This window comes from Allobosea sp. LjRoot237 (genome assembly GCF_964253285.1).
In the GTDB taxonomy this organism is placed as follows: domain Bacteria; phylum Pseudomonadota; class Alphaproteobacteria; order Rhizobiales; family Beijerinckiaceae; genus Allobosea.
Genome location: NZ_CAXUQP020000001.1, coordinates 4,854,380 through 4,874,252, shown reverse-complemented (window position 1 = coordinate 4,874,252; position 19,873 = coordinate 4,854,380). Strand labels below are relative to the sequence as shown.

The following is a 19,873-nucleotide window of genomic DNA, read 5'->3' as shown; positions in this document are numbered from 1 at the left end:
CATGGCCCGGCGCCGCAAGGTTCGTTCACAGACCGCCACCCGGACCGACGGGGCGGTGTTGCGCTGCGTTGCGGCTTCGAGTGAGCGCCGCTCCGTCCTCGCCGCGCTGCGGCAGCGTTGCCTCGTCGGGCAGGCGATGGCGCTTGCCCTTTGGAACGCGCCTGCCTTCGCCCAGAACGTCATCACGCCGGACGGACGCACGCAGACCAATGTTGCAGTCAGCGGCAACACGACCACGATCACGACGAAGACGATTTCCGGCGCCGCCGGCTACAACTCGTTCTCACGCTTCGAGCAGGGCGGCGGCTCGACGGTCAACATGCACTTGCCGCAAGGCACCGGCGTGCTGGTCAACATCGTTCGCGATGGGCCGGTGGTCATCAACGGCATCCTGAATTCCTACCGGAACGGCCAGATCGGCGGCCATGTCTACTTCTCGGACTCGGCCGGCTTCACCGTCGGGTCGAGCGGCGTCATCAACACCGGCCGGCTGACGGTCAACACGCCGACACGTGAGTTCCTCGACCAGGTGATCGGCCGCGACGGCACCGTCAACGAGACGATGGCCGCCAGGCTCAAGGCGAACGACGTGCCGATCTCGCCCGACGGCAAGATCACCATCGACGGCGCAATCAACGCGCGCCGTGGTGTGTCGCTGAACGGCCACTCTGTCAGCGTCGCCGGGCAGATCAAGACGAATGCTGCTCCGGTCGACATTGCCGAGCGTCGCGAGCGGCACCGCACGGCCTTTTCGCAGAGTGTCAACACGGCCGGCCTCCGTCATGGCGCGGGCATGGTCGCGCGCAAGGGCGGTGGTATCGAGATCGTTGCAGCCGGCACCGTCACTGTCTCCGGCCAGCTCAGTGCCAACGCCACGGCGCGGCGCGCTGCCGGCACCGTCACCGTCCGCTCGGGCAAGGGGACCACGATCGCGTCCACGGCGAAGATCACCGCCACGGGCACGGCACCGGCACCTCTTCCGGCCGGTACGGCTCCGTCGGCCGTTGTAAACACGGCGGATGGCGGCAAGGTCTCGATCACCTCCGACGCCGCGATCACGATCGCCCGCGGCGCCACGATCGATGTCAGCGCGGCTCACGGCTCGACCGGCAAGGCCGGCTCGGCGATCGTCTTCGCCGGCACCAATCTCGATGTCGCGTCCGGCGCGGTGTTCCGCGGGGTGGCGGGCACGCGCGGCGATGGCGGCTTCCTCGAGCTCAGCGCCAAGCAGACCGTCACGCTCGGCGCCGTCGACGTCGACCTCTCGGCCCGCAACGGCAAGGCTGGCCTGCTCTATATCGACCCGACCGACATCGTGATCGGCACCGGCGGCAGCGCCAACATGGTCACCAACGGCACGAACGTGCTGTTGGAGGCGACGAACAGCATCACCATTCTCGGCGACGGGATCATCGATACCCGCAATTTCAACCGCTCTGCCAATGGTGGGGTGCTCGCGGCTGCGAACCCCTCCCTCGGCAATTCCGGCAGCATCACGCTGGAGGCACGGCAGATCAACGTCGCCGGTCAGCTGCTGGCCGGCGTCAGCCCCGGCAGCGCCTATGCCGCCGGCGACATCACGCTGAGCGCGAGCGCCTCCGACCGGCGCAATTCCGGCAAGGCGACGGCCGAGGCGACGGTCGACGTCAGCGGCACGATAACCGGGCGCGACGTCAAGCTGCTGGCGGACGCGACCGGGGTTTCCTCCTTCATCAATCCCGGCCCCGGCATCGCGCTGTTCGCCGGGCTGACCAATCTGTCCATCCTGACCGGTCTCAATGGCGGCTATGTCGCCAGCGACATCACCGCCCGCGTTTCGGTCAAGAACGGCGCTTCGATCACCGCGACGCGCGACATCGTCATCAGCGCGACCGGGACGCAGGAAGCGACCCTGCCGGCCGTCTCGGTCACGGCGGTGTCGCCGCTGGCGGCCGCAGTGACTTATGCCGATCTCAAGGCGCGGGTGACCGCCGAGATCGAGTCGGGGGCGTCGCTGACGATCGGCCGCAACCTGACCGTCGAGGCGAAGAACGAGGCGACTTTGGGGGCGACGGCGCTCGCGGCGTCAGCCGGACAGACCCTGGCCGCCTTCGCCGTCGCCGTCGGCACCACGGACATCGAGACCAAGGCGATCGTCAGCTCCGGGGCGACTGTCACGGTCTCCTCCTCGGCGAGCAATGTCCGGGTCTCGGCGATCAACGAGAACGCGTTCTCGACCTCGGCCACGGCGATGTCGATCAGCGGCGGCATGGTCGGCCTGTCCGTCGCCTATTCCGACACCAAGGCGAGTGCCGAGGCGAGGCTCGGGGCCTCGCTCGGTTCGAGCAGCGGCCGGATCGGCAACGTCACGGTCGAGGCCATCTCGGACAACAGCAAGAACGCGACCTCGTCGGCGGTGACGCTCGGGCAGAATCTGATCATCGAGTCGCTCCAGATCGCCAATGCGATGGAGACGCTCTTTGCCCCGCTGACCTCCCGGCTCGGCTCGCGCGAGATCGGCAAGTTCGGCAGCACGCTCACTTTGGCGAAGAGCGATCTCTCGGCGATCGCCTCGATCGCAGCCGATGCCGGTGGCACGGCTCCGACGATCTACGCGACCAAGGCGGCGGTGGTCAGCGATGTCCGCGATTTCGCCCTGCGCGCCGCGGCCGATGCCGGCCTCAGCTCGAATTCGAAGGATCCGACGGCCACCAATCCGGAAGCGACGGTCGCCATGTCGGCCGCGGTGGTCTACGGCGACTTCCGCCATACCTCGCGCGTCTCGATCGGCGCCGGCGTCACCGTCGACGCCAATCGCATCGGCGTCTCCGCGACGACTGCTGTGCCGATCGCCAACACCTGGACCGATTGGGGCGGCTTCGGCGAGACGCTCTCGCATCTGAACGGCACTTTCGGCGTCGCCGGCAACATCCTGACTAGCTACGCCAGCGCCACGGCGGAATCGAGTCAGCTCGGCCTCGCAGGCGCCGTCAACTACTACAAGATCGCCAACCAGACCGAGGCCTATGTCGGCCCCGGCGCGACCTTGCGCCAGAACGGTGCTCTCGGCTCCTGGGACATCGCGCTAGGCACCGGCGCGCTCCAGAGTTTCGACAAGGCCGTCACCATCGCCGCCAGCACGAAGACGGAAACGATCGACGTTGCCGGCAATTACGGCATCTTCTCCGGGACCGGCACCTCCGGCGGCGCCGGCTCGGCAGTGGGCGGTGCCTTTGCCGATCTGCAGCGCGAGAGCCGAACCGTCGCGGCAGTCGGCGCCGGGGTCACGATTACCGCGCTCGAACTCGCGGTCACGGCGAAGACCGAAGACAAGATCTTCGTGCTCGCGCCGACCTCGGGCAAGGCTGCTGGTGCCTTCGCCGCCAACGGCATGGTCGTGCTGGTCGGCATCGACAATCATACGCTCGCTTCGATCAGCAACCAGGCGACGATCGACGTCACTTCGATCGATGTCACGGCCCGCCAGTTCGTCTCGCTCTTCGCGCTGACCGGTGCCGTCACTTATGGCGGCGCCAACGCTATCGGCGTCTCGGTCGCGGCGCTCGATACGGCCGGGGTGACGCGGGCCTATATCGGCGACAACTCCGCCGATCTGTCCGATAATCGGCTGGGCAGCGGTTACGCACAAGGGCTCGTCACCACCCGCTTGCTCGATGTCGAGGCGGTGACGGACGGGCGCATCACCGTCGCCTCGATCGCCGCAGCGATCTCCGATCCCAACGCCTCGAAGCTCAGCTTCTTCAAGGGCATCGCCGCCCAGGGCAAGACCGATGCGGCGGTGCTGCGTTCCGGCGCGGGCAGCGGCATCAGCCTGACCGCGGCCGGCAGCGCCGCCGTCGCCACCACGACGCTGGGCACCTCCGCCTGGATCGACGGTGCGGTCGTCGTCGCCAAGGCCGGTGGCGCGGTCATCACCGACGTCGCCGCGACGAACGCCATGGTTGCGGAGGTTGCGTCCGGTTCGGCGGCCCTCAACCTGACCGGTGCCTCGAGCCCGCTCAGCGGCGCGCTCTCGGGCGCGGTCGCGATCGGCCTCTTCGACAACAGCACCGATGCCCGCATCACCGGCACGACCATCACCGGGGCGGGCGACACCATCGTGCAGGCGCTGGCCGGCGGGCGCCAGACCGTGGTCGGCGTCAGCATCGCCGCCGCTCGCGCCAATAGCGGCGCGGCTGCGGTCTCGGCCGCGATCGGCATCATCACCGACAGCGTCAGCGCCCAGATCCGCAATTCGGCGATCAACGGCATCTCCGGGGCGTCGTCCGGCAACGACGTGCTGGTCAACGCCTATCGCGCCACGGATATCGGCATTGGCGGCGGCGCCGCCTATTTCGGCGCGCAGGCCGGCCTCGGCGTGGCGCTGACTTATGTCTCGATCGGCGGCCCGTCCGGCCGGGACGCGGTGGCCGCTCTGATCACGGATACATCGCTCTCGGCGGTCGACAGGCTGACTGTCGCGGCGCGGACCTCGAGCCGCATCGTCTCGAGCGCCATCGCCGGCGGCGGCGGCCCCGATTCGAACGGTCTGGCCGGCGCCATCGTCATCACCGAGATCAGTCCGACGACGCGCGCGGCCGTGACGGACACTGCCGGGGGCCCGTCGCGCATCGCGATGGACGGCGATGTCCTCGTCGTCGCCGATAGCGGCAAGGACGGCACGCTCGACGCAGCGCTCGATAGCCGGCTCGCCAACACCGATCCCGGCCAGATCGACTTCACCGGCAGCGCCACGAATGCGAACCAGGCCGCGAACCCCATCGGCGCCTCGATCCTCGCCATTGCTGGCGCGGTCCAGGCCGGCAAGAACAACATCGGCTCCTCCTTCCTCAGCAACACCATCAGCCAGTCGCATATCGCGCTCATCGAGAACGTCGACCTGACGAGCTCGACCGGCGTCACCGTGCGTGCGCAGGACGGGTCGCTGATCACCTCAGTGGCAGTCGGCCTCGGTGTGGCGACCGGCCAGTTCGCCGGCGTCGCCTCGGTCGCGCAGCAGACGATCGACGCCGTCGTCACCGCCCGTATCAGCGGCGGCAGCATCATGAGCCGCGACGTTGCCGTCCAGGCGCAGGCCTCCTCGACGATCCGCGGCAGCGCTGGCTCGCTCGGCATCGGCATCGGCGCCGCCGCCGTCGGCCTCTCGATCGTCGAGAGCAGCATCGCCAACGACGTCGCGGCGGAGATCGAGGGAACGCAGATCCGCGCCTCGCGCGACGTCGTGCTGACTGCCGGCTCGACCGCGACGATCGACACGATCGCCATCGGCGTTGCCATGTCGCGCAATGTCGGCCTAGCCGGCTCGGTTGCCAACAACAGCGTCGCCACCGATGTCGGTGCGACGATCACCGGCGCCGACATCATCGCCGGCAACAATCTCGGCGTCTTCGCTGCCAACACCGACCGGATCACGGTTTCGGCGGGCGCGCTCGGCGCCACGGTCGCGGCGCCCAGCGTCGCGGGCGGCGTTTCTGTCGTCAACAACACGATCGGCGGCACGACAGCCGCCGCGATCGAAGGCAGCAGCGTCGATGCGCGTGCGGGCGGCACCGGCTCGCTGAGCTATGACGCCGGCCAGCTCGTCACGGCCTTCGACCTGAGCACGGCCAACGGCCCGAGCGCGGCGCAGCCGTCGTTTGCGATGACGGCGCGCAGTGTCCACGGGCTCGGCGTCATCGCGACCTCGCAGCAATCGGTGCTGGCGAATGCGGTCACCGGCGGCGTCGCCGCCTTCCCAATCAGCGGCGCGGTCGCAATCGTGCCGATCCGCAACGTGCTCGGCGGCAGCACGAGCGCCACGATCGATTCCAGCCAGGTCGACACCCGCTTGACCGGTACGGACAGCACTGCGGTCGCCGTCGAGGCCGCCAGCCACTCCTATGCCGCGACCTTCATCACGGTCGGTGCGATCGGCGGCGTCGCCGCCAGCGGCGCCAATGCCAGCAACCTGATGGAGCGCAGCACGAAGGCCGCGCTGACGCGTTCGACCACCGGCACCACGACCCCCGGCTACACCGGCCCCGGCGTCGTTGCGCTCGACATCGCCGCGACCTCCTCGCAATCGGCGGCGAGCAATGTGATCGGTTTCGCCCTCGGCCTCGGCGGCGCAGCGGCGATGGGCATCGTCAACAGATTCGAGGCGCTGACGAGCGCTTCGCTGGATCAAGGCCTGGTCACGGCCGGGCGGGTCGGCGTCACCGCCGATAGCCGCAATGGCTTCTACGCCCGGACGGTCGCTGCCGTGGCCGGCGGCGTCGGTGTCGGCAGCGCCTTCATCGTCGGCACCAGCCGCAATGCGACGCTGGCGACGATCGGCGGCGGCTCTGGCCAGACCGTGCTCAACCTCAATGGCGGCCTCGCCGTCGCTGCGACCAGCCGCAATGCCTTCACCACGCTCGCTTCGGGCGGCGCGGCGGGCGGCTTCGCCGGTGTCGCGGGCATGGTCAGCTTCGTCGATGTCGACAACCAGACGCGCGCTGGACTTTACGGCGCCCGGGTCACGATCCAGCCGGGCGCGACGCAGACCGTCGGCGGCGTCACCAGCGCGGCCGGCATTAGCGTCACCGCCCATGAAGCGACGAGCATCACGCCGACGACGGCCGCAGGTGCGACCGGTAGCATCGGCGCCGGCGCAGGCGCCAATATCGCCAGCCTCGACGGCCTCGTTCAGGTCGATATCCAGGGCTCGACGCTGGTTGCGCCGGGCACGGTTTCGGCCTCCGCCACCTCCGAGCGCGATGTCAGCGCACTGACGGTGACCTATGGTGTCGGCGGTTCGGCCGGCATCGGTGCGGCAGTCGCCCTGATCTCGGTCGGCACCGGCGCGCCCTCGGGCGCGTCGGGCGAGCTCACGGCCGGCGGCAGCGGCACCCTCTCCCGCATCGGCCAGCTTACCGCCGGCAATGCCGATCTCGTCCTGAGCGCTGCCGGGCTCGCCAGCTATCGCAGCTATCGTGGCGCCGCTGGCACGGCGATGAGCGAGAGCGAGCTGCGCGAAGCCGCGCGGACCGACTACAATCTGCTGCTGGCCAACGGCACCGTCTCGGCCGGCGCCTATACGTTGACCGATGCGGGTGTCACGGCGTTGCGTAGCAATGCGGCGACGGCGCTCGGCATCGCCAATCCGTCCGACGCCCAGGTTCGCAGCTGGGCAGCAACGCGTTATGCGGCCTTCAGCGGCGGCGCGGTCAGCTATCTCCTCAGCGACACCGGCCTCAGCACCTACCGTTCGCAGGTGACCGCGACGACGCCGGGCGCGAGCGACGACCAGGTCCGCAGCGCCGCCAACGACGCCTATGCCCGCCTGCTCGCCAACGGCACTGTCAGCGGCGGTGTCCTGACCTTGTCCATGGCTGGTCTCGAGACCTATCGGGTCCAAGCCAATGCCAGCCTTGGCCGTCCGGCGACCGATGCCGAGATACGGAACTACGCCGCCCAGCAATACGGCTTCTTCACCGGCAATCGCAGCCGCATCGTTGCTCCGGCGGCGCAGAGCGCTGCCGCGCTGCTCGAAAGTGCCGGATCCGCCACCACCGCCAGCGTCAGCGGCGGCAGCATCGTCAGCGGCGCCGTCGCCGTCTCGGCACTGTCGCGGACGACGACGACCAACACCGCCGATGGTGTCGGGGTGGGTGGCGGCGGCGTCGGTGCGGCGACCGCCTATACCGATATCGGCGACAAGGTCTCGGCGCGTCTCGACCAGATCAGCGTGACCACCGGCTCAATCGCCGTGACCGCGAACTCGACTGACGGAACGGGCTCTGCCGCCCGGGTCGAGGCGACTGCGGGAGCCGGCGGTCTTGCCGCCGCGGCTGGCGCAGCAGTGGCCGACGGTGCGATTTCCAACCAGGTCACGGCGACGCTCGGTGGCACGCTGACGGTGACCGGCGCGACGAGCGTCAATGCAAGAAACAGCCAGACCAGCCGATCGGACGCATTCGGCGCCACGGTGGCGGGCGGTCTGGCGCTCGGTGTCTCGCTCGCGAAGAGCAGCGCCGAGAGTACCGTTGCGGCGCGATATGCCAACGGCTCGAGCCTCACCGGAACCGGCCTTACCATCGGCGCGCAAAGCACCGGTGCGGCCTATGCCGCGGCCGTCGCCGGCGTCGGCGGCCTGCTCGTGGCCGGCTCGGGCGCGGCGGCGAATGCGACCGACAGCTCCAACGTCTCCGCGGTGATCGGCGCCGGTGCCAGGGCGAATGTCGGAACCGGCACGATCAGCGTCACGGCGATGGCATCGCCCGATGCGAAGGCGGCGGCCTTCGGCGTCGCGGTTGGCGGCGGCCTTGCGGTCGGCGTCGCCGTCGCCAACGCCACTGTCGGCATGCAGGTGCTCGCAGCGATCGAGGGCAATGCCAGCCTGATCGCGAGCCAGTTCTCCGCCGGCCTCCTTTCGGTCGCGGCGACCGGCTCGGTGTTCGGCACGGCTGCCGGTGACGCCGTCAGGCTGGCGGATTCGACCTCCGGCTTCGCGCGCGGCGGCTACTCCGCCGCCGCCTCTGCGGTTGCCGGCTCGGGCTCCTATTATGTCAGCGCCACCGGTACCGATGCGCGGGCACGCAACACCAGCTCGGTGATGGCTTCGGTCGGCGACTATGTCCGCCTGCCGTCCGGCACGGTGACCATCACCGCGACGAACACCACGCTCCAGGCGGCCAAGGCGACGGGCATCACCGTCGGCGGGACGGGGGCCATCGGCGCCGTCAACGCCCAGGCCGATGCCGCAACGACGACGACGGCCTCGCTTGGCACCTCGTCCACCATGGTCGGGAGCGGCACCGGCAGGTTCACCCTGACTGCAGCCGGAGAGGATACGCAGATCGTGCACACGGAGGCCGGCACCGGCGGCGGCCTCTATGCGGGCTCCGGCGCGACCGGCTCGACCTCCAACACCTCGGATGTGACGGTCTCGATCGGTGCCAATGCAGTGATCCAGACCGGGCTCGCGACGATCGGCGCCAGCCACGCCACGCGCTATGCCGCGCTGGTCGACAGCTTGCAGGCCACGGCGCTGGGCGCCAGCGCAGCGCTCGCCCGCAACAGCGCCAATGCCGATGTGCTGGCCTCGCTGGGCGCCGGCGTCCGGATCACCGCTGCGGGGCCAGGCACGGCCGGCTGCTATCTGTCGAACTGCCTGCAGGCGATCTCGCTGACCAGCCGCAATGCGTTCACCCAGCTCGATCTCGGCGATTCCGTACGCGCGGCCGCCGGTGGCGGCATCAACGGAGCCGGCGCGACCTCGAAAACGGAGATCGACGGCACCTCCAGCGTGACACTGGGCAACGGCGCCACCCTGATCGCCGGTACGAGCCCGACGGCGGCGCCCGGGCCGATTCTGGTCCAAGCTTGGACGGAGCTGACCGGAGACGACACCGCGACGCTGACCACCGGCGGCCTCCTGCAGGGCGCGGGGGTATCAGCGCGCTATCGTGCCGATGTCGACAACACGGTGACGCTCGGCGACAACGTCGTCCTGAACTCCTTCGGCGTCATCAATCTCGGCACCTATACGCTCGCCGATGTCAGGGCGAACGCCTATGTCAGCACCTACGGGGTAGCCAGCGTCGGACTTGCCGACGCCGATGTCACCATCCGCACCGACAACAAGGTGCTGATCGGCTCGAACTCCGAATTGCTCGGCCTCTACGACGTCAACGTGACCGCTGGTCGCGACGGCTCGGGGCTGCGTACGAACAGGCTCTCGGGCACGGCGACCGCGCTCGGCTATGTCCGCGGCCTCATCGCCGTTCCCGATGCCGACGCCTCGACCAACTTGCAGAACCATGCCCGTGTCGAGATCGGCAGCGGCACCACGATCTCCAGCGCCCAGAACGTCACGCTCGGCGCCTATGACGGCGTGCTCGACGCCGATGCCGACGGCACCGGCCATGGCTATCAGCTCTATTTCATCCCGGTCACCTCCGGCTCGAGCAGCCCGGGCAGGTCGTCTAGCTCGGCATTGGTGATGAACGGCACCGCGACGGCCGGCATCTACAACACGCAGCGCATCGAGATCGGCTGCGGTGTGAACGCCTCGGTGCAATGCGGGCTGAATGAAACCCCGACGATCCGCTTCATCAGCGGCGCGCCGGTGACCGCCAGCTACACGACGGCCTTCGATCCCATCGCCTACATCAATGCCCGCTATGACGCGGCGGTCGCGAGCACGCTGATCTCCGGCGTCAGCGCAGGCTCGGTCGGGGCCGTGCGGCTCAGCCAGCTCTATGCGGCGGGCGGCAACGTCTTCGTCAATGCCAGCACGGTCCAGGGCAATGGTTCACTCATCGCCAATGGCGGGCCGTCGATCACCGTGATCAACCGCAGCGCCGCCTATCTCGTGCTCGATGGCGGCGCCTATATCCCGGAATCGACCGGCGGCCAGATCGTCGGCGCGAGCGGCACTCTGACACGCCAGAGCAATCCGGACGCGACGCCCCGGATCATCATCGACAACGCCTATGGCGGCCAGCTCGACGCCAGCGGCAACGGGCCGGCACTGCTGATCGCCGGCGACCTCACCAATCTCGGCGGGCTGGTCTCGATCAACAATACGCTTGGCTCATTCGGCTTCTCCGGCCAGCGCATCGACGCGCTGCAGTTCAACGCGACTGTGCCGAACGGCGCGGTCGCGGTCTCGTCGAACGGGCCGAACGGCATGTACACGCCCGGCGCCTCGCCGCAGGCTGAGTACGGCTCCTACATCTACTATCCGGGCGGCAGGCCGGGCTCGACCAGCTTCAACGCCGATGAAGCGGTCATCGCCGCGGCCAACGCGCTCGCTGCGGGCCAGGGCGCGACCGACCTGAACTACTTCCTTTACGGCAGGCAGGACGAGGGAACGGTCCGCAACTTCTCAATGCAGTTCTATGGCAACTGCGTCGGATATATCGGTGACGCTGGCTACAACTGTACCGGCGGCTATGACATGGGCAACAACATCCGCTTCATGGTCATCCCGACGGTTCCGACCTACCGGGAGAGCAATCCGGTCGCGCAAGGCGGCGGCACGCAGATCTACGGCGCCCAGGTCGCGATCAAGGCGACGACGATCAACGTCAATGCCTCGATCGAGGCGGGGCGGATCACCAACTGGTCGGGCAATATCGGCGGGAACGTCGGCGACATCCTGCGCGGTTCCCGGCAATCCTGGCTCGATGCCGGCTACACGACGGTGAGCCTCGCCAGCATCTTCGGCGGAGGCTGGTCGGCCGCCGGCGCGGCCCCGGTCTCCTACGACCTCGTCAACGATCGGCTGGTCATGGCCGACGTCAACGCCTCCTCTGGCGGCGGCTCGGTGCTGCTCGACGGTCAGATCATCAGCACGAACACGCTTGGCCGCATCAAGATCAATGGCGGCTTCGGCGATGTCAGCGTCAACAACCAGTCCGGGCTCGATTTCGTCGTCAATCGCATCAATACGGGCACGCAGGCCGGGGTGAACGCCAGCGTCAGCAAGGTCACCATCGTCGACCGGCTGGTCACCTCCGGCCCGAATACGACGGTCTACGCCTATACGCCCGGCTCCGGCATAGCGGTCTACAAGACCCATAATGGCGCGCAGCCGACCTTGAGCGGCGCCGGCGCCTCGACCCCCGTCGCCTTTATCTCCGGTGACACGACGAGCTACAACCCCGTCACGGGCACGCGCTATGAGTGGACCCAGCAAGCCTTGCTCCAGAAGGAGGGCCTGACCGAGGCGAACCGCAACCAGCGCGACGTCCAGGGCGTCTATTGGCGCTTCGATTCAGGCACGTCGGGCAATCCCTGGGTCTATGTCGACGCCCAGTCGCCGAGCACCAATCCGGGGCAGCACTGGGGGTATTGGTGGTCGCGCAACGCGCAATCTCCAAGCGCGACGACAGTGTCGGGCCGCCTGACGAACGACACCAGTCTGACCAATGTCGGGCTGACGCAGGAGATCACCGGCGGCCAACTCGACTTCATCTACAATGAGGCACGTTACGGCGGCTGCAACCAGCAGGCGATCAATCATTGCGACCGCGACTTCGTCGCCCAGCCTGGCGCGACACAGGCTGTATGGGCCTATAATTATGTGACCCGGGCGTTCATCCAAGTCACTGCTTCGGTCAAGGCCGACAATCCGTTCGCGGTCAGCTTCGCCGGCAATGCGGCGGGCCGCGTCAACATCACCTCGAACAGCTCGGTCATCCAGCAGGGCAACATCGTCAATCCGAGCGGCACGACGACGATCATCGCCTCGGGCGGCAGCTTCACCCAGGTGGCGAACGCCACGATCCTCAGCAACAACCTGACACTGACCACCCGCGATTCGATCGGCACGGCGTCGGCGGCGATCAAGGCGACGCTGACCCAGGGCGCGCAGCTCAACGCCACGACCGGCAGCGGTGGCATCAATCTCGACATCACCGGCAGCGCGCGCGTGGTCGCCCTGCGCGCCGACCAGACTCCGGGCGCTTATGGCAACATTAATGTGCGCGCCACCGGCAGCCTCGAGGCGGTTGCCACAGGTTCGACGAATGTCGTCGGTCGCAACATCACGCTGGTGAGCGACGAGGGCAGCATCGGCGCGCTCTCGAACCTGATGACGATGCGCGCGGTCGCGACGCAGCTGCCGAACGGCAGCTATGTCGATGGTGTGGTCAGTCTCACGGCCCGCGGCGATATCGGCATTGCTCAGGTCGCCGGCGATCTGCGCGTCGGGCAGATCGAGAGCAAGGCCGGCGATGTCCGCATAGATGTCGTCGCCGGCAGGCTCGTTTCGGCCACAGGACAGACGGCGGCGCAGGCGCTCAGTGCCGAGCAGCTCTCGCAGGTCTCGCGTGCGCTGAAGCTCACCGCGGCGGATGGCGCCGGCGCCGCTGCCTTGGCCAGCATCACCGCATTCGAGAACCAGGTCACACAGACCTACGCCCAGTATTCCGCGCTGCTCCGCAATGGCAGCGTCACCCTGGTCGACACCAACAATGACGGGGTGCCGGACAAGCGCGTCTTCACGCTCAACACTGCCGCTATTCCCCTCTATCAAGCCTTCGCCGATGCCGAGCTCGGGCGCACGGCCGGGACTGACGAAGTCGCGGCCTATGCCGCGCGGCGCTATGCTGCCTATGGCAGCGTCTTCGAGTCCGCCTATGGTGGCGAATGGGCCGATCAGGCTCGCTTCAAGCCGGCGACGCTCGAGAGCAATTACAGTTTCAGCGCGAACGCGGCCGATGTCGCCCCGGGGCTTGCCAACCGCATCGCGGGCGATGCGGTCTGGACCGAGCGGCAGCTCGTCTCGGCGATCAACACATCGGCGCTGCAGCCGGATCCTGGCGTCGTCGGCAACGGCCGGGCGCTGGTCATCGGCCACGATGTCACGCTCAACACCGCTGGTAGCATCGGCTCGCTGGCTCCCGACGTGCAGGTCGCGCTGGCGGCTATCCGTGATGGTTCGGTCACCGACGCCCAGCTCGCCGCGCTCGCGGTTGCGACAACGCCCGGCACGGTCAAGCTCATCGGGCAGAGGCAGGACGGCAGCCTTGTCGAGGTCACCGATCTCAACCATGTCCCGAACGGCGTCACGCTCATCCGCGTCGACGTCAAGCAGACCGCGCCGCTCTTCATCAACGCGACCGGAACGTTCTCCGCCTCGGCGCAGGGCGACGTCTATGTTCAGTCGACCGGGGCGCCGAACTCGGCCGGCGGCACGCTGACGATTGGCCGTATCACCGCGACGGGCACAGTCAGCCTGCAGGCGCCGCAGGCGATCGTTGCCGGGACGCAAGCCGACGGCACGACGCCGCGCAGCCCGGTACAGATCCAGACCAATGGCGATCTCATTCTGGTAGCGGGCGGTGGCGGTATCGGCTCGGCCGCGACGGCGCTGACCTACCAGATCGGCGGCAGGCTGGTCTCGGCCTCGGCCGCCGCCGGCGATGCCTATCTCGTTGCAGCTGCCGGCAATGCCGAGATCGGCCGTATCTTTGCGTCGGGCACCGCTTCGCTGACCGCAAGGGCCGGCGGCATCCAGGGCTATCTGCCGGGCGTCGCGATCTCGGCGAGCTCAATCCAGCTCAGCGCGACCGGCAATGTCGGCTCGGCCACGGCCGCGCTTGGCCTGCGCGTCGATTCCACCGGGAACATCTCCGGCACCATTGGCGGGTCCGCCTGGCTTTCCGGCCCGGCCATCGCCGGTCAGTCGCCCACCGCGTTCCGCATCGGGAATCTGACGGCCGAGACCGGGCTCAGCGTGACCGCCGACGGCGAGATCGACGTCCTGCAACGGGCCCGTTCCGGCACCGGGGCCGTCTCCCTCATCGGCGCCAAAATCGCCATGGCGAGCGGCGCAGAAGTCAGTGCCGCCGGCCGCATCACGCTCGCCGCCGACAGTGACCTCGTGCTCGGGCGCGTCGGCAGCACGCTCGCGGCACCGGCCGGAGGGGCCTCGATCGTACTGACAGCGACGGGCGCGATCATCGGCAACGGCGATAGCGGCGTTCTGCTCGACGCTCGCCAGACGGGCGGCGTGATCTCGCTTTACGCCGGAAGCGGCATCGGCACGGCGAGCACGGCGCTCGCCTTCGCTGCCCCCACGATCACCGCGCGAAGCCTGAATGGCAGTGTTTATCTTTCAACGGCTGGCGCCACTCATGCCACCAGTCTCGCCGCGGATGCAGGCACAGTCGCGCTGAGCGCTGGCGGCGATCTCGTCCTCGACACGGTCGCGAGCAGTTCGGGGGCTCGGCTCTCGGCCAGCAATGGCAGCCTGACGCTTGGAACACTCACCGCCGGTGGTGACAGCACACTCTCGGCGAGTGGCGCGATCACAATTACCTCCGCCACGACGACGGCCGGCGATCTTTCCATCACCTCGACCGGCGCCGGTATCGTCGCCGCCAGTATCGACGCTGTCGACGATGCGACGCTGGCCGCTGCGACCTCGATCTCGGTCACGACCGGCCTGACGGCTGGCGGCGCGGCCAATGTCACTGCGAGCGGCGGAATGCTCGGCCTCACCAGTCTGACCGCAGGCGCGAGTTCGTCACTGACGGCGTCGGGCGCGGTCACGCTCGGAACTGCGATGACGACGGCTGGTGATCTTTCCATCACCTCGGCCAACGCCGGCATCACCGCCGCCAGCATCGACGCTGCCGACGCTGCGACGCTTGCAGCCGCGACCTCGGTCTTGGTGACGGACGGCGTGACGGCGGGCGGCGCCGCGAACGTGGCGGCCGATGGTGGGACGCTCGCTATTGTCAGCGTGAACGCGGGAGCAAGTTCGTCCCTGTCGGCTTCGGGGGCGATCACACTCGGTAGTGCGATGACAGCCGCAGGCGACTTCTCGGTCACTTCGACCAGCGCGGAGATCATCGCCGCAACCGTCAATGCTGCTGGAAGCGCAATCCTCTCGGCTGCGACCTCGGTTTTGGTGACGGGCGGCGTGGTCACGGGCAGCAGTGTCAACCTCTCGGCCGATGGCGGAACGTTGACTGTCACTCAGTTGAATGCCGGTTCGAGCTCGACGCTGACAGCTTCGGGCACGGTAACGCTCGGTACCGCGACGACGACTGCGGGCGGTCTGACCGTCGTTTCGACCGGCGCTGACATCGATATCGCCAGCATCTCCTCCGCCGGGGACATGATGCTATCGGCAGCGACCTCGATCTCCGTGACCAATGGCCTGATGGCGGGTGGTGTCGCGACCGTCGCCGCCAGTGGCGGGACGTTGGATATCGACAGCCTGAGCACGGCCGGAGCAGTCCTGTCCGCCTCCAATGCGGTCACGTTGGGCAGCGCCACGACGACGGCAGGCGATCTTTCCATCACCTCGACAAGCGCCGGTATCGTCGCCGCCAGCATCGATGCTGCCGACAATGCGACGCTGACTGCCGCGACCTCCGTCTCGGTCACAAACGGCGTGACTGCGGGTGGTGCAGCTAGTCTTGCCGCCAGTGGCGGAACCCTTGGCCTCGGCAGCTTGAGCGCTGGTGCGAGCTCGACGCTGACGGCGTCCGGCGCGGTCACGCTCGGCGGCGCAACGACGACGGTCGGCGATCTCATCATTACCTCGACCGGCGCTAGCATCACCGCCACCAGCATCGATGCAACCGAAGACGCGATGCTTGCCGCTGCGACCTCGGTCTCGGTGACGAATGGCGTGACGGCGGGCGGCGCAGCCAGCGTCACGGCCAGCGGCGGGACACTCGATCTCGCCAGCCTGAGCGCCGGCGCGAGTTCGTCGCTGACGGCTTTGGGCGCGATCACGCTGGGAGCTGCGACGACGACGGCCGGTAATTTGTCGATCGACTCCAGCGGTGCGGGGATCACGGCCTCAACCATCAACGTCGCCGCGGACGCGACGTTGACCGCCGCAACCCTGATTTCCGTCACGAACGGCCTGACGGCGGGCGGCGCGGCAAACGTCACAGCTGTCGGTGGAAGCCTTGCCATCGATAGGCTGAGCGCAGGGGCGAGCTCTTTCTTGTCCGCTTCCGGGGCGATCACGCTGGGGAGGGCCGGAACGACCGCGGGCGACCTCTCCGTCATTTCGACGGGTGCCGGGATCAATGCGGTGACCGTCAACTCTGCCGGAAATGCGACCCTTGCGGCTGCGAACTCGGTCTCGGTCACGAACGGGTTGAACGCGGGGCGCGGCGCCAACCTCTCGGCCAATGGCGGAGCCCTGACCGTCGACCAGGTGAATGCCGGGGCGACCTCGACGCTGACGGCGTCGGGGGCGATCGTACTCGGCAGCGCGAGGACGATGGCAGGCGATCTCGCCATGACCTCGACCGGTGCCGGCATTACCGCCGCGACCATCGATGCGGCTGGCGATGCGACACTGACTGCCGCGGCCTCGATCTCGGTGACGAGCGGCCTGACTGCGGGTGGCACGGCCAGCGTCACCGCCAATGGTGGGACATTGGGTATCGATACCCTGAGCGCCGCAAGCGCGATCCTGTCCGCTTCCGATGCGGTCGCGTTGGGCAGCGTCAGGACGACGGCAGCCGACCTTTTCGCCAGCTCGATTCGCGCCGGCATCACCGCCGCCACTATCGATGCTGCCGGTACGACGACGCTGCGGGCGGCCACAGACCTGTCGATCTTGCAGCTCGTCGCTGGCGCTTCGGCGCGGCTCTCGGCGGGCGGTTCGGTCGTGGTTGGCAGCCTCGCTGCCGGACGCGACCTTGCCCTCGAGGCTGGCGAAAACCTCTCGCTCGGCACCGGGCGGGCGCGTTCAGGCGCGATCTCGCTCATTTCCCAGCGCGGCGATATCCGGGTCGACCTGCTCGAAGGCGCCGGCACCGTGGCCAGCTCTGCGCTCGGGAACCTTGCTTTCGGCACGGTGCGCAGCGGCACGGACATCCTGCTCCAGTCCTCGGCCGGCACGATCCGCGGCGGAACGCTGACCAGCGGGCGCTATATCGGCCTGCAGGCACGCGGCATCGCTTTCGACCGCCTCGATGCCGGCCACTTAGCCTCGCTCACCGCCGAGGAGAATATCGCCGGCAGGCTCGTGGTTGCCAGCGATGCACTGGTGCTGCAGGCCGGCCGCAGCGGCCACGGCTCGATCACGGTCGAAACCGGCGCCGCACGTAGCGCCAGTGTCAGCGCGGCCGACGAGGTCAAGCTCGGGCGGTTCGGCGCTGGCGACAGCATCGTCATCCTGGGCACGCGCATCGCCGCCGATATCGTTCAGCTTCCCGGTGGAGCGGGACTGCCGCTCAAGCTCGACATTGCCGGCTTCCGCGAGCGCACGGCCGAGACAGTCGAGCTGCGCATCGATACGGATCGTTTCCGGATTGGCCGCTTCGAGAGCGTCGACGGTGTGCTCACCACAACCTCGAACGATTTCGCGATCGCGGAAGCCTTCGTTCCCGGCGCGCTGCGGGTGACGACGCCGATGATGACCATCCTCGCCAACAACCGCAGCCTTGCTCCGGTGCCCGGCTATGATGTCCAGCTTTATCAAAGGGACCGGGGCTTCTCGTTGGCCGTCAACGGCAAGCGGCTGGCGACGAGCGCCTTCGTCGTCGGGCTCGACTCTGATGTCGCCGATGCCCCGGAGGCGATGCATCTGGGCCGCGATCTGGCCCGTCTCGGCACTCTGTTGTCGAACGGGCCGTCCTTCGGCGAGATCGCCCGCGGCTTCGTTCTGGGTACGGATGGTCGCTGGCGTAGCATGGGTGGCTCCGACGAGCCTGCCACGACCGCCAGCACAGGCGCCCCGCCGAAGCCGCTCGTCAATCTCGCTGGTTTCGAGGAGCAGCCTTGAACCGCGTAAGGCGCGTCGCCGTCGGTTGGGTTCTGGCTCTCGCGGCGGGCTTCGCCGCGGGGCCGACGCTCGCGCAGGTCCTGCCGCAGACCCTGGAGAACGAGGCCGCGCGCCAGCGGCGTGAGATTGAGCGCCAGACCGCACCGGCGCGTCAACGCGGTCCGGGCGTGGTGGCGCCGACGCCAGGGCCAAGGCTCGAATTCCCCGCTGGCGGCGCGACCGTGGTGCTCACGTGGGTCGACTTCGACGCATCGAAGTTCATCAGCCCGGCCGAGCTCGATGCCATCCGGGCCCGCTATCTCGGCAAGCGGGTTGATCTCGCCGCGATCGGCAAGCTCGTCCAGGAGGTCAACGACCTCTATGCCGCGAAGGGCCAGATCACCGCGAGCGCCGTGCTGCCGCCGCAGAAGCTCGACGGTGGCGTGCTCAAGGTCAAGCTCGTCGAAGGCCGAGTCGGAAAGGTCGGCATCAGCGGCGCCGCGCAGACCTGGCCCTGGTATGTCCGGTCGCAGGTGCCGATCGCTGAGGACGACGTCGTCGATGCGCCGGCGCTCAATCGCCAGGTCTCGATCTTCAACCGGCTCAATGAGCTGCAGATCCGGGCCCAACTCGCGGCTGGGGCGAGCTTCGGCCTGACGAATATCGATCTCGCGCTGACCGAGCCGTTGCGCAACACCGCCCAAATTTCCTATGACAACCAGGGTGTGCTCTCGACCGGGCGTTATCAGGGCACGCTCTTCCTTCGCCACCACAATCTGCTCGGGATCGACGACAAACTGGTGCTCTACGGCTCGCGGGCGCACGGCAGCATTCTCGGCAGTGGCAGCTATACGATCCCGATCTCGCCCTGGGGGACGCGGCTGGGGGTGACCTATACGCGTTCGGCCTATCGCATCGTCGGCGGCTCGATCCGTGAACTGCGCCCCGAGGGCATATCCGAGAGCGGGGCGCTCACGCTCTCGCAACCCATCTTCGCGACCGACACCATTCTGCTGCAAGCGACCGGCGCGCTCGGCCGCGGGCGCGGCCGCAGCAAGCTCCTCGACATCACGACGGTCGACACCAACTACATTCGCACCCAAGCCGGCGCCACGCTGAGCGTGAACCTGCCGAGCCTCACGCACTCGACGAGCGTGAACTGGTCGCAGGTGGCGCATGAGGACACGCTGGCGGGCACCAGGCGCAACTATACGATCTGGACCGGCAACAGCGCCTCGCTCTGGCGCATCACCGATGACATCTACAGTTCGTTCGTCGGCGCCGGGCAATATACGACGGAATCGCAACTGCCGGGTGACCAGATCTTCCAGATCGGCGGCCCGACGACGGTTCGCGGTTACCCGATCGGCAGCGCCTTCGGCAATTCGGGCTTCTATGGCCAGGCGGAGCTGCATTATGCGCTGCCGGAGCCGCTGAAGCTCGAGAGCTTCGTCTTCCTCGACCACGGTCAGACGTATCTTAACGGCGCGCGGGTGACGCACGCCACCTCGGTAGGCGCGGGCCTGATCTGGCGCCCGCTCGACTGGGCATCGCTCGAAGGCGGCGTCGGACGGCCGCTCCAGCGCGTCTCGGCTGCGCAGCGCGATGTCGAACTCTATTTCCGGCTCACTTTGCGCGCGAGCATCTGAGCTTTTCTGA

General features: G+C 68.2%; 2 protein-coding genes. Both read left to right on the top strand.

The window, feature by feature from the left end; genetic code table 11:
- Window position 1 precedes the first annotated feature (1 nt).
- A complete protein-coding gene (locus tag ACSQ24_RS23710) occupies window positions 2–18,235 on the top strand; it encodes a leukotoxin LktA family filamentous adhesin (RefSeq protein WP_436097062.1) in 18,234 nt (6,077 codons plus the stop codon).
- Window positions 18,232–19,863, top strand: coding sequence for a ShlB/FhaC/HecB family hemolysin secretion/activation protein (locus ACSQ24_RS23705; protein ID WP_436097061.1), 1,632 nt, complete (start codon window positions 18,232–18,234; stop codon window positions 19,861–19,863). The genes ACSQ24_RS23710 and ACSQ24_RS23705 overlap by 4 nt, the downstream gene beginning before the upstream one ends.
- Window positions 19,864–19,873: the final 10 nt, after the last annotated feature.